13 protein-coding genes are annotated in these 12383 nt (G+C 40.5%); 2 read left to right on the top strand and 11 right to left on the bottom strand.

Annotation, left to right across the window (positions count from 1 at the left end; translation table 11 throughout):
- Positions 1–191: 191 nt before the first annotated feature.
- Together AWM76_RS03210 and AWM76_RS03205 are read right to left on the bottom strand one after the other, a co-directional pair.
- On the bottom strand, positions 192–632 hold the full coding sequence (locus tag AWM76_RS03210) for a hypothetical protein (protein WP_003142014.1): 441 nt from the start codon (positions 630–632) through the stop codon (positions 192–194).
- Positions 633–729: 97 nt separating this feature from the next.
- The gene (locus tag AWM76_RS03205) at positions 730–1545 is read right to left on the bottom strand and encodes a MetQ/NlpA family ABC transporter substrate-binding protein (RefSeq protein WP_060779338.1); all 816 of its coding nucleotides are present in this window, start codon (positions 1543–1545) and stop codon (positions 730–732) included.
- 196 nt (positions 1546–1741) lie between these two features.
- On the opposite strand from AWM76_RS03205, the gene AWM76_RS03200 reads away from it, so the two are divergent.
- Together AWM76_RS03200 and AWM76_RS03195 are read left to right on the top strand one after the other, a co-directional pair.
- Positions 1742–2275: a DNA-3-methyladenine glycosylase I gene (locus AWM76_RS03200; RefSeq protein ID WP_003142011.1), complete on the top strand. Its 534-nt coding sequence runs from the start codon at positions 1742–1744 to the stop codon at positions 2273–2275.
- A 116-nt stretch (positions 2276–2391) separates the two neighbouring features.
- A complete protein-coding gene (locus AWM76_RS03195) occupies positions 2392–3582 on the top strand; it encodes an HAD family hydrolase (RefSeq protein ID WP_003142010.1) in 1191 nt (396 codons plus the stop codon).
- A 360-nt stretch (positions 3583–3942) separates the two neighbouring features.
- Here the strand turns inward: AWM76_RS03195 and thrS are convergent, their stop codons facing one another.
- From thrS to mutM, 9 genes are all read right to left on the bottom strand, one after another.
- Positions 3943–5871 (bottom strand): threonine--tRNA ligase, encoded by a 1929-nt coding sequence (gene thrS / locus AWM76_RS03190; RefSeq protein ID WP_039935182.1) that lies wholly within the window; start codon positions 5869–5871, stop codon positions 3943–3945.
- A 427-nt stretch (positions 5872–6298) separates the two neighbouring features.
- Positions 6299–6751 (bottom strand): Asp23/Gls24 family envelope stress response protein, encoded by a 453-nt coding sequence (locus AWM76_RS03185; protein WP_003142006.1) that lies wholly within the window; start codon positions 6749–6751, stop codon positions 6299–6301.
- A gap of 94 nt (positions 6752–6845) precedes the next feature.
- Positions 6846–7052 (bottom strand): DUF2273 domain-containing protein, encoded by a 207-nt coding sequence (locus tag AWM76_RS03180; protein ID WP_059349071.1) that lies wholly within the window; start codon positions 7050–7052, stop codon positions 6846–6848.
- 44 nt (positions 7053–7096) lie between these two features.
- A complete protein-coding gene (gene amaP, locus AWM76_RS03175; protein ID WP_003142002.1) occupies positions 7097–7669 on the bottom strand; it encodes an alkaline shock response membrane anchor protein AmaP in 573 nt (190 codons plus the stop codon).
- Between the two features lie 109 nt (positions 7670–7778).
- The gene (gene dnaI / locus AWM76_RS03170) at positions 7779–8723 is read right to left on the bottom strand and encodes a primosomal protein DnaI (RefSeq protein ID WP_003142001.1); all 945 of its coding nucleotides are present in this window, start codon (positions 8721–8723) and stop codon (positions 7779–7781) included.
- A gap of 2 nt (positions 8724–8725) precedes the next feature.
- Positions 8726–10276, bottom strand: a complete 1551-nt coding sequence (locus tag AWM76_RS03165; RefSeq protein WP_003142000.1) for a DnaD domain protein — start codon at positions 10274–10276, stop codon at positions 8726–8728.
- A 22-nt stretch (positions 10277–10298) separates the two neighbouring features.
- Entirely contained in the window at positions 10299–10811 is a 513-nt protein-coding gene (gene nrdR / locus AWM76_RS03160) for a transcriptional regulator NrdR (RefSeq protein WP_003141997.1), read from the bottom strand.
- Positions 10812–10890: 79 nt separating this feature from the next.
- A complete protein-coding gene (gene coaE / locus AWM76_RS03155; protein WP_003141995.1) occupies positions 10891–11499 on the bottom strand; it encodes a dephospho-CoA kinase in 609 nt (202 codons plus the stop codon).
- A gap of 17 nt (positions 11500–11516) precedes the next feature.
- Positions 11517–12374: a DNA-formamidopyrimidine glycosylase gene (gene mutM, locus AWM76_RS03150; RefSeq protein ID WP_003141994.1), complete on the bottom strand. Its 858-nt coding sequence runs from the start codon at positions 12372–12374 to the stop codon at positions 11517–11519.
- Positions 12375–12383: the final 9 nt, after the last annotated feature.

The raw sequence follows: 12383 nt of genomic DNA, 5'->3' as shown, positions 1-12383 counted from the left end.
AAAAAAACGACGGATAGCACAATCACTACCCGTCGTATTAAGCACACAGATCGAGTCTGTGTGAACTGAATATCTATCAACCCGAGGACGTAACTTGTCAACTCAGGTGAGAAACGGGTGTTTCTGCTTCTTTTCTCAACCTCAATATCATAACACCCTGTAATCTCTTTGTCAATCAATTATTTTAAATTTTATACTTTAGTCAGCTCGCGAATCGGTCGACCTTTTTCATCGTAGATAAAGTCCTTGACCCGCTGGCCGTCCCCCATTGCAACAAGTAGCAGGTCTCGATAAGGTTCTGCTAATTCTTCAAATAGAAAGGTTTCCTCATCTAATTGCGCCAGTTTACGTTTACTGTCAATCTCACCAGGACTTCTCAACTTACATTTAGTCGATGGTAACTTGTCCAAATGCCGTTTCTCAATACGATAGTAGTAATTGTCATCACCATATGTAATTTCTAGGGCACCTGAATTGGTCCGTCGTTTATTCACATCGGTATACTTTTCTTGATGAAGTGTCCACCAACTTTGAATCCCCTCAAAGGCCGCTTCTTCGCTAGCGTATGATCCATGTTCCTTTCGAACACCATCGCGCCGATTTTCCCAGTAGTTTGTGTAAACTTCCACCATGTACATCACTCCTATTCTCTTGATACCCCTATCATATAGGAAATGATCTAGTAATGTAAACGTTCTCTATAAATATACACACTTTCTTTCGGATTTCTTAATCTGGAATGATCCAGTAAGTTTCATCAGAATTATGATTGATTTCTTCAATTTGTGATTGGAACTCATCCGAATTGTAAATATCTACGACTGCTTGCACCCACTCTTCTTCCACCGTTTCAGGATTGGAAACCACAGCTTGCAGTAGCAAGTCCTCACGCACATCCTCTGCTAATAACATAGTTGAGAAGTCAACGCCCGCGTCATAAGCGATTGAACCAGGAATAATGGCGTAGGCTAAATCTTCCAAGGTTCTTGGGATGGTCGCTGATTGCATTGGTACAATTTCAATGCCCGCCGTATTTTCTGAGATATCATCAACCGTTAAACTCTCAAGGTTGGCATCCTCATTTAATTTGATCCAACCCGCTTTTTCTAAAACGAGTAAAGCTCTTGTATAATTTGACGGATCATCCGGGATACCCACGCGGTCACCGCTTGAGACAGCAACCAAATCATCCTTTGTACCTGGGAACAGACCTGCTGGCACAGTCGGTACCGGTGTCACAGCCGTCAGTTCTGCACCCGCTTCTTCATTGAAGTTAGCTAAATACAAGGAATGCTGGTCAACATTTAAGTCTACTGACCCTTCTTGTAAGGCAACATCCACTGACCGCACATCCGTAAACTCAATTTCTTCAACTGTATAACCCTCTTCTTCTAGCTTTGGCGCCACTTGGTCTAAAAATAACTCACTATAAGGACCGGGTGACGTCGCGACCCGAATCGTTATTTCCTCACTACTATCACTAGAACAAGCTGCCAATACTGTTGCCGATAAACTCAACAACCCCAACTTCACAAAATGCTTCATAAACCCTTCCCCCATATCAAATTATTTTCTTTTCACAACTTCAGTATAGTGGAGGTTTCATGATATTGATAATACCTTACTTTAATCATAAGTAATCGTTAATTACGAACTCAACTATTAAAAACACATTAAATTTGCTATAATTTGGACACACTAAAAAATCCTAGCGATTCTTGCAAGGTGAAGGAGTTTTTCCATGGTTACACGCTGTCAATTTGCCAATACCCCAGACATGATCGCTTATCATGACAAAGAATGGGGGCAAGGTAAAACCACTGACCAAGAAGTATTTGAGGCCCTGTGTTTGGAATCTATGCAGGCCGGTTTATCCTGGGCGATTATCCTGAAAAAGCGGTCTGCGCTAAGAGCAGCTTTTGCTGATTTTGACATGGAGGCCTTGGCCAAGTTTAATGAAACTGATGTTGACCGGCTTATGCTTGATGAAGGGATCATTCGTCACCGCCAAAAAATCCAAGCTATGATAAATAACGCCAAGTGTGCGCTAGCAATCGAGGAGGATACTCATTTTCCAAGTTTTAGAGACTTCATCTACCAAACAGCACAACAATTGGTGGTCGAATTTGACGGAAATGAGGACGAAATCAATAAAGCTTTGATGAGATTATTGAAGAAACACGGGTTTAAATTTGTCGGGACAACTACAATTGAATCATTTCTGGAGACGATTGGTGTCTATAACCACCACGAACCACAGTGCGACTTCAGATAAAGATTTTATTTACTTAATTATGACTTAGATTTTACATGAAATTATTAGGCTTACTTTATAATGTGATGTAAGTTAGTGATAAATCAATTTATTTATAAACATGCGAGGAGATTCTTATGCCTTTAAATATCAACCAACAAAAATGGGACCCCTTTGTTATTCAACGTTTGAATACAGTGATTCGTGAATCAGCTTCAGAAGCAAGTGTCAGTAAGCAAGATACTGCATACGCTGTATTTGATTTTGACAACACTACAATCATGCACGATATTGAAGACCATCTGATGATGTACATGATTGATCACTTGGCCTACAAAATGACACCCGATGAATTCTATGACGTCTTAACTACTGGCCCGATGAATTTCAACCAACCTATTTTCCCAAATTCACAAAATATGGCAACTTACACTGATTTGGCGGACGATATCATCGCACAGTACCAAGTCTTATATACCGACTATATTGCCTTAGATGAGAGCGAACGATTGCCACTAGAACAAATAAAGGAATTAACCCAATTCACCGAATTTGCGGCGAAATTGCGTTTGTTCTACCAACTAGCAGGTAGTGAATTCCAAAGAACACCTGGCAAAAATTCACCGATTTACTGGTTTAAAGGCTATACTGTTGAAGAATTCAAAGCCTTATCTGTAGCTGTATTCCAAGATGCCTTGGCTAAACCAATCGCCTTACGCCGACTATTTTCTAGCCCACATATTAAGAGCAAGGTCGGAAAAGTAGAAGCCTCTTTCGAACAAGGGATTCGTATCCCAGATGAAATTATTCACTTATGGCAAGTGCTTAAAGACAACAACATCACCATTTATGTCATTACCGCTAGTCCAATTGACTTGGTGCGTTCAGTGGTCACTGAAGCACCATTCAACTTAGACAAAAGCCAAGTTTTCGGTCAGTGCTATGATGTGGATGAAAATGACATTATGGATTCCCGTCTGGAAGAAGGTACTTTTATCACTAAGGGCTTAGGAAAAGTAGAAGTAATTAAAAATTTTATGGTAGCCGAACACGGCAAGCAACCAGCTTTGGTATTTGGAGACTCTATGGGTGACTACCCAATGATGACCCAATTACCTTTCGTTAAGCTAGCGGTATTGTTCAACCGTTATTCTGGCGACCAAACCCAACAATTAATCGTTAAAGGGATCAACATTTACCGTCAAGACAACGCCAAATTGGTAATCCAAGGACGCGATGAAAATAAAGGAACCTTACGCCCAAGTATGGCAACCATTCCATTAGGTCACTTAGAGCCCGTATTACAAGCCGGGGAATTATATTTATAGAAATATTAGAGAGATTGGGTGAAAATTCAATCTCTCTAATATTTGTGCATAGTAAAAAACGCCAATAACTAGTGTTATCGGCGTTTTTTGCCTTTATATAAGTAGGGCGTCGGGGCTCGCACCCTGTTTAGTCGGGTGCGCTCGACCAGCTAAAGTCCACTTCAGAATAGTTTGCATCACACTTTGTATGATACGGCACTATTCTTCCAGTGTTGTTGAGCTTAGCGGTCTCTCTTACACCCTTTAGTCGGGTTCGTCCCTCCAGAAAGGACTGCGTTTCAGATGAAGTTGTAGCTGACTGTGTCATCTACTGTCTTCATCTTCCAACGGTTCCTTTCTTAGCGTCGGGGCTCGCACCCTTTATTTATATTCTTTGATGTCTTGTTCTAATTGCGCTAAGAATTCATCAAACGGCATTGATAGTGTTTCTTTTGAACCATAGCGCCGTACTGTTACTGTGTTTTCAGCGATTTCGTTGTCACCAAATACCAATTGGTATGGGATTTTTTGTGTTTGTGCTTCACGGATCTTGTAACCCATTTTTTCGTTACGATTATCCACTTCAACACGCATACCAGCAGCCTTCATTCGACGACGAATTTCTTCAACATGTTCGCCGTGTGCTTCATCGTTTACTGGAATTAATTTAGCTTGAACTGGTGCTAACCAAGTTGGGAATGCCCCTTTATATTCTTCAATTAAGTAAGCAACGAAACGTTCCATTGTTGAAACGACACCACGGTGGATAACCACTGGACGATGAGTATCTTGGCCATCTTGACCAACATAAGTTAGGTCAAAACGTTCTGGTAATAAGAAGTCTAATTGAACAGTAGACATTGTTTCTTCATTACCTAAAGCAGTTTTCATTTGAACGTCTAATTTAGGACCGTAGAACGCTGCTTCACCAATGGCTTCAAAATATTCTAAACCTAAGTCATCCATTGCTTCTTTAAGCATTGCTTGTGCTTTTTCCCACATCTCGTCATCATCAAAGTATTTATCAGTATTGTTTGGATCACGGTAAGATAAACGGAAACGGTAGTCTGTAATATTAAAGTCATCATAAACTTGTTTGATTAATTCAATTACACGTGTGAATTCTTCTTTAATTTGGTCTGGACGTACAAAGATATGTGCGTCATTTAAAGTCATTTCACGTACACGTTGTAAACCAGATAAGGCGCCAGATTTTTCGTAACGGTGCATCATACCTAATTCCGCAATTCGAACTGGGAATTCACGATATGAGTGAATATCATTTTTATAAACCATCATGTGATGTGGGCAGTTCATTGGACGTAAAACTAATTGTTCACCGTCACCCATATCCATTGGTGGGAACATATCTTCATGGTAGTGGTCCCAGTGACCAGAAGTTTTATATAATTCAACATCTGCCATAATTGGTGTATACACATGCTCGTAACCTAAAGAAACTTCTTTGTCTATGATATAACGTTCAATAATACGACGGATTGTAGCACCTTTTGGTAACCAGAATGGTAAACCAGAACCAACTTCAGGATTTACCATGAAGATATCTAATTCTTTTCCTAATTTACGGTGGTCACGTTCTTTAGCTTCCTCACGTTGTTTGATGAATTCTTTCAAGTCACGTTTCTCGAAGAATGCTGTACCGTAAACACGTTGCATCATTTTGTTATCTGAGTTACCTCTCCAGTATGCACCGGCAACAGATAATAGTTTGAATTCTTTAATGTAACCAGTTGATGGTACATGGATTCCACGACAAAGGTCAGTGAATTCACCTTGTGAGTATACTGTTAACGTTTCATCTTCTGGTAAATCTGCGATGATTTCCAATTTATATTCATCATCCGCAAAGATTTCATTTGCTTCAGCACGTGTCACTTCACGACGTTCAATTGGATAATTCTCTTTTACAATTTTAGCCATTTCAGCTTCAATTACTGGTAGATCTTCTTCAGTAATTTGTTTTTCTTGGTCCGTATCATAATAATAACCTGTTTCAATGGCTGGACCGACACCAAATTTAATGCCTGGATACAAACGTTTCATCGCTTGTGCCATCAAATGAGCAGTTGAGTGACGTAAGATACCTAATGCATCTTCATGTTTAGGGTCAACGATTTCAATCGCGCCACCTTCATTAATTGGGGCATTTAAGTCCACCAATTCACCGTCAATTTTAGCCGCTAATGCGCGTTTTGCTAATGAGTTACTAATTGATGCAGCAACGTCACGACCAGTAACGCCTGCTTCAAATGATTTTTTAGCCCCATCTGGGAATACTAAGTCAATCATGTTTTTCCTCCTTTTTCCTTTTGAAAAATAAAAAAGCCCCATCCTAGCCTAAAAGACTAGAATGGGACGCTAATAAACAATATGCGTGGTTCCACCCAAGTTCGATAATATATGCAGAGCATATCTTATCCTCAATTGCTGATAATGGGGACAACCCGTACACCTTATCACATGTGCATAATGCCATCTGTTTCGGTGCGATCTAAAGAGTGGTTCGCTATATGATCTTGCAAGTTTCTCACTAACCAACTTGTCCCTAATGTCCAATCCTAAAGCTTGTCTCTTATCATCGATATAGTTATCTGATTTCAAAATAAGTATAAGCATCGAGCCTATAATTGTCAAACAAAAATCATAAGAAACCGTTTCACATAGGCGATTTCAAGGAAAAAGAGACGTGTGTAAACCCGCCTCCTTCTGGTGAAACTTATTGTACGCGTGAACCATCAGTGTATTGGCCACTTTGGTTTACTTGACGACGTTGTTGTTCAGCTGCACGTTTTTGTTCGTTTTGGTCACGTTCATACTCAGCCCGTGTTAACACGTCGTTTACGTTCATGTTCACTTCAACAACTGTTAAACCGGTCATTTGTTGAACGTTTTCTTTCACTGCTTTAGTCACTTTGTCAAAAGTGGCTGGAATATCTTTGCCATATTCGGCAATCACTTCAAGGTCTAACGCTACTTCTTTTTTACCAACTTCGGCGCTAACACCTTTAGTTTCGTCTTCGCCATTAGAGAAGAAGTTCATAATTCCTGAAGTAAAGTTACCTTTTAACTCTAGAATCCCATCAATGTTTTGAACTGTATAGAAAGCAATTTTTTCTAATACACGGTTTTCAAAAGTTAAATCATTTGTGTGTTTTACGTTTTCTGACATGTAAAATACCCCATTTCTTTTATTTTTAAATTATATAACCAATAAGTTGTCAATATCATAGCAAATCCATCTACTTAACTCAAACAATATGATGCTAAAAATTGAAAAATGAGAACCAGCTTTCTAAGTCAATTTGCCCATCAAAATATGCCCCTGCAATGTATCCAATTACTGAGAATACTAGGATGAATAAGGCAGGTCCAAAACCTAACCACATCCACAGTAAACCAAAAATGAATGCAATCAATCCGCCAATAATACGATTTCTATATGGATACCAGCTACGTGGTGGTTGTTTCATATGCTCTGTGCCTCCTATCAACATTCGGTCCTATTCGAACAAGATTATCTAACACGCGCCTGGTTTTGACCGCGCCCCTGTTGGCTTACACGGTTCGCATCATACGGTGCGGCAGATACTTTTACATTTTGAACATTTGTCCCTAAAACGCGTTCTGCTCCAAGTTTGGCTTTTTCTGCGATGCGATCAGAAGTTGCTTGAACCGCTTGGTTTTTATCTACAGCGTAATCAACCGCTACTTTTGTGTTTTCTGGCTTACGACCAAATTTCACCGTAACATTTTTGTTAGATGCTTCTTTCACGTCTAATAACTCTTGGTGTACCGCATGTACAACTGTATCACGGTTTACTTTCACCTCACCAAAGTCATTAGCTACTTTCAAGGTACGTGATTTTGCTGGTGCGACCAATGCCCAAATTAAAGCAACCGCAAAATAAATAAATGCAAGTGCCAATAGCACAATGACCGTATTCACTAATATTTGATTAGACACAATATATTGGTCAACAAAGTCACTTACGTATGGTATTGGATAAATGACTGCAGCTGTTGCCACTACCGCTAATAAAACTAAGAGTGAAAATAGGATTTGAAGGAACCTTCTCAATCCACCCATTCACTCACCTCCTTCATCTAGCTTCTATATATGATATAAGTATAGCTTATCATTTTAAAGTTAAGTGTACAAATATTTTGCTGTGAAAATGGCAATAAAAAAGAAGGTATTAACCGTTACGACGGTCTCTACCTCCAACTGTAATTTCTTCACTTAAATACTTGATTCTTTCCATGATACGAGCTGATTTTGCCACATCTACCCCTTCTCTAGTAGTCGTTAGAAATTCTTCCAACTCAGCCATTGAGAAATTAGAGGTAAAGAATGTCGATAACTGCTCTTGCATCCGATATTGCAAAATAACACCCAGCACATCATCGCGGACCCATTCACTATTAGATTCAGCACCAATATCATCTAACACTAGCACTTGCGCCTGCTTAATTTCATTGACTCTTTGGTCAACAGTATTGGTCCGGATACGTGATTTCAGATCTACTAACAATTCCGGGTAATGTACCAAGGTAGATTTGACCCCATGCTCAGCCAAAGTATTGACTAAAGCAGCCAGGATATGGGTTTTCCCAACCCCAAATTGCCCATGTAGGTACAAACCCTTATGATAGGCATTTGGCTTACTGGTATAGGCTGAAATAAATTGTAGACTCTTTTGAATCGCTTCAAATCGGTCTTGATAGTCATCTTTCGTCATCTTTTCAAAAGAAGCTGACCGCAGACTTTTCGGCATAGAGACCATAGTCACCCGCTTGTTCAATTCTTCGGCCTCTTGTTGTTGGATAAAGGCTTCAGTTGGATGATAATCCACATCGATAAAGTTCACGTTCATAATCAAATTTGGCGCATATTGGACGAATTTCTTTTGGCCCAAAGCATCGTTACCGTTCTCGCGCGCAAACTCATATAATTTTGAAAATGATTTCTTCACGATTTCATCTTCAAAGGTTAACTGATGTTTGGCAAGAAAAGCCTGGACATCTGGATCACTTTGAACAATGCCTTCGATTTTTGCTTGTCGCTCTTTGAACATGGGGTTGCGGTTGAACTGCTGTTTTAAGGAGTCCCCCACATTTTTCATTTGGTTGTTGTCAGCCATACTTACTCACCTTCTTTTTGATTTAATGAATGCAGTAATTGTTGAATTTCTGCTTCTTGCGCACTTAAGGATGCCTTATTTTCTTGCTTGACTGCCGTGTCTTGCTTAGGGCCTTCTTGGTCACCTGCCTTTGGCGCCACCACTGGTTTTTGATATTTATCCTGTCTTGAATCAGGGTCTAACCATTTTGGTTTAACCGACTGCTTCTGCGTCTGATAACGACCTTTAGCCATCCGGTTTTTTTGCCGTTTTTCATAATTTTCAGCACTCTTCTGCTTACGTTGCTTCAAGTATAACATGGCTTCTTCAGGCTCAACCACCTTGTTTTGACGCCAGTCATCAGCAACACTCTCTAGGTATGAGCGCGTCAACCGATTCTGTTCCAACTCAATCAAACAGAATTGCACCATTACATTTAAGGTCGCAGGCTGAATCACTTCTGACTGGATTAACTCAGTAATGGCGTTACCCTCAGACTTAGTCAGATAGCCGCCCTTTTGTTCCTTAATTGATTTAGCAAAGGCAATTGGTGGATAAGACCTAGCCAATTTAGAAAATGACAATTCTTCTTTTGAGAGCCCTTTGCCTAACCATTGTTGATCAGCTTGATCTGCCTGCTGGCGGTCTTTGGCCTCTGAAAATGTAATTCGGTCCATTAAACCGCTACTAACCCCTTGTGCAGATGCCTTTGCTGGCTGAACATTACTTGTACCTGTTTGACTGCTCGATTTGTCTAAAGCCAGGCGCTGCAACTTGCGTACGTCAATCGTATTGGTCCTTAGATCAGTCGCTGATAAGGCCAATTCTTTCAAGTCCACTTCATCAAAACCATAGAGTTGATGCAAGGATACAAACATCTCTCTCACTTCATCTGTGATGGCTTTTTCAGAGATGAATGACGATTGCAGCAACTCTTTTAAGGCGTTCATGTCTAAGGTTGAACTAGTGATTGTAGTTGCCTTGGCTTGACTATTTTTAGCTACCAACTTATCCTCAATCTCATCCGAAATGGGATAGTATTGACTTGGTAATCGGTAGACATCTTGGAAAGTAGCAGTCACTTCCGTCCAATTTCCTGATTTCAAGTCTACTGGCATTTTGATTGAAAACTTGTCTAGCATCAATTGATAGCGGTCTTGACCCAACCGGTCCATTAAAAGACTAGACATAATCGGGTCAGAGAAAATATGCTTAGAATCCAAAGGCGCTTGCAATTGATAAATCGTCGCCACATCATCTTGATTTTGATGACTACTTTTTTCAAAAACTTGTAATAAGCCAATTGCTTCAAGTTGCCGTCTGGCCTTCACGTATTGCTCCTTACCAGCCACCATCTGTTCCATCAAATCGAAGTGGCGCAAAGGGATTGAGGCAAAGTCAGACAGTTGAATATTGGCATATAAAGTCTGGTAAAAGGCGTAAGCAGTGCCGCCAATAATGGGTTGGTATAGATGAAGTAGGACTTGCTGGTCAATATCTGAAATCCAGTGGGGTTGGGTAATTTGAACAAGCCCTTTTGGATCTAAATTTTGCCATGGGTATGTCACTGGCATTACCCTCCCTTCTATGAAATATTTAGTCTTCTACATGATCTTGGTTTGATTCTTCAGGATTCACATCGCCTTCAACCTGGTCATTCCGCCCTCTTAATTGTTCGATTTCTCTTAGGAAAACAGTCGGATCCTCAAATTGTCGGTATACGCTAGCATAACGAATATAAGCCACTTCATCAATATCTGGTAAAGCCGCCATCAATAATTCCCCAATTTCAGAAGCTGGTACCTCATTTTGGCTACGAGACCGCAACTCAGATTCAACGTCATTGGCTAACTGTTCAAGTTGGTCAGCTGATACAGGACGCTTTTCAGCAGAGCGGATCAGGCCACGCAAAACTTTCTCATGAGAAAACTCTTCTCTAGTTCCGTCACGTTTAACGACTAATAAGGGTGTTCGTTCGATGCGCTCGAAAGTGGTAAAACGGGCGCCACAGTCTAAGCACTCTCGACGTCGACGAATAGAGGTATTATTCTCCGCTGGTCGACTATCAATTACTTTTAAATTGGTTGAAGCACAATTTGGACATTGCATATATTTGACACCTCTGCTTTCAATTTTAATATACTTGAATAATTGCTCGATTTATTATAGCACAATGGCTATTCAACCACTATTTTAGCGGTTGAAAACCAGAGATGCCGACCCATGCATCCAATTGTTGTTCAGTATCTGCAATAGACCCCGAATTATCAATCACCACATCCGCCATCATCGCTTTTCGTTCAATGGACATTTGACAAGTCATTCGTTGAAAAGCCTCAACTGAAGTTAAGTTATCCCGCTGAATTAACCGGTCTAATTGAATGGTTTCTGACACATAAATAACCATCACCTGGTCACATGCATCCGCGAAATCCCCTTCAAATAATAAAGGGATATCCATGACAATCAGTTCATGGCCTTCCGCTTCATACTTGTCTTTTTGACTGTTTAACCAGTCGCGAATAGGTTGACGTAACAGTTCATTCAGTTTCTCTCGTTCCTTATCATCTGAGAATATAATTTGGCCTAGTTTTTTGCGATCTAAAACTCCATTAGGAAAGACGATATCCTCTCCAAAATGTGCTTTAACCGCTTCTAAACCTGGTTGTCCGGGTTCAACAACCACCCGTGCCCCGTAATCTGCATCGATGACTGGAAACCCGGCTTTCTTAAAAAATTTGCTTGCTGTTGATTTACCTGTGGCAATACTGCCGGTTAGTCCTAAAATATGACTCATAGTGCCTCCGTTTTAATTTAAATAGATGATGTAATATATTTCACTGCAAGGTGAATGCGTTGGCAATATGGACAGAAATGCGTCCCTCTTTTAGCCACGCTAATTTTCTCAATCTCAGTGCCACAACGTGGACAAGGTTGGCCCTTTTTCCCGTAGGCCTTTAAATAATCGGCAAATTGACCATTCTCACCGAAGGTATTGGTATAGGTTCGAATCGTTGTCCCACCAACTTCAATAGCTGACGCCATAATCCTACGACTCTCAGTGATAATGGCTTGGATTTCCTCGTCGTATAGTGATCTGGCGCTTTGTTCAGGGTGGATTTTCGCTGCAAATAAGATTTCATCCGCATAAATATTGCCAATTCCCGCAATAACCCCTTGGTCTAACAACACTGCCTTAATGGATCTTGTCGTCTTATCAAAACGCTTTTGCAGATAATCAAAGGTTAAATCGTTTGGCTCAGGACCTAATTTCAGCTTGGCAATCTCTGCTTCAGTATCTGCCTTTTCAACCATATGAATCCGGCCAAACTTCCGAACATCTCGGTAACGAAGGTCATGACCATCAGTCAGATGACAAATAACATGGGTATATTGGTCTACCGGGCTTTCCGTTGACTCATATAGGTACTTGCCTTCCATTCGTAAATGGGCAATCCATGTCACTTCTGTCCAATAGAAAAGTAAAAACTTCCCTACTCGACCTACCTTTTCTAATTGCTGACCTGGCATCCGGGTCTCAAAAGCCTCCACGCCACCTTCTGCTTGAATAATTCTTGGCCAAGTCACCGTCACAGACGATACTATCTTACCAATAACAATCTCCTCTAGACCACGTCTAACCGTCTCCACTTCTGGCATCTCGGGCATCATTACACCACT

The sequence above is a fragment of the Aerococcus viridans genome, assembly GCF_001543285.1.
In the GTDB taxonomy this organism is placed as follows: domain Bacteria; phylum Bacillota; class Bacilli; order Lactobacillales; family Aerococcaceae; genus Aerococcus; species Aerococcus viridans.
This window is presented reverse-complemented; position numbering and strand designations above follow the sequence as displayed.

Coding starts and splice junctions, on each gene's coding strand:
- AWM76_RS03210 (WP_003142014.1), bottom strand. CDS start 632: ATGGTGGAAGTTTACACAAACTACTGGGAAAATCGGCGCGATGGTGTT.
- AWM76_RS03205 (WP_060779338.1), bottom strand. CDS start 1,545: ATGAAGCATTTTGTGAAGTTGGGGTTGTTGAGTTTATCGGCAACAGTA.
- AWM76_RS03200 (WP_003142011.1), top strand. CDS start 1,742: ATGGTTACACGCTGTCAATTTGCCAATACCCCAGACATGATCGCTTAT.
- AWM76_RS03195 (WP_003142010.1), top strand. CDS start 2,392: ATGCCTTTAAATATCAACCAACAAAAATGGGACCCCTTTGTTATTCAA.
- thrS (WP_039935182.1), bottom strand. CDS start 5,871: ATGATTGACTTAGTATTCCCAGATGGGGCTAAAAAATCATTTGAAGCA.
- AWM76_RS03185 (WP_003142006.1), bottom strand. CDS start 6,751: ATGTCAGAAAACGTAAAACACACAAATGATTTAACTTTTGAAAACCGT.
- AWM76_RS03180 (WP_059349071.1), bottom strand. CDS start 7,052: ATGAAACAACCACCACGTAGCTGGTATCCATATAGAAATCGTATTATT.
- amaP (WP_003142002.1), bottom strand. CDS start 7,669: ATGGGTGGATTGAGAAGGTTCCTTCAAATCCTATTTTCACTCTTAGTT.
- dnaI (WP_003142001.1), bottom strand. CDS start 8,723: ATGGCTGACAACAACCAAATGAAAAATGTGGGGGACTCCTTAAAACAG.
- AWM76_RS03165 (WP_003142000.1), bottom strand. CDS start 10,276: ATGCCAGTGACATACCCATGGCAAAATTTAGATCCAAAAGGGCTTGTT.
- nrdR (WP_003141997.1), bottom strand. CDS start 10,811: ATGCAATGTCCAAATTGTGCTTCAACCAATTTAAAAGTAATTGATAGT.
- coaE (WP_003141995.1), bottom strand. CDS start 11,499: ATGAGTCATATTTTAGGACTAACCGGCAGTATTGCCACAGGTAAATCA.
- mutM (WP_003141994.1), bottom strand. CDS start 12,374: ATGATGCCCGAGATGCCAGAAGTGGAGACGGTTAGACGTGGTCTAGAG.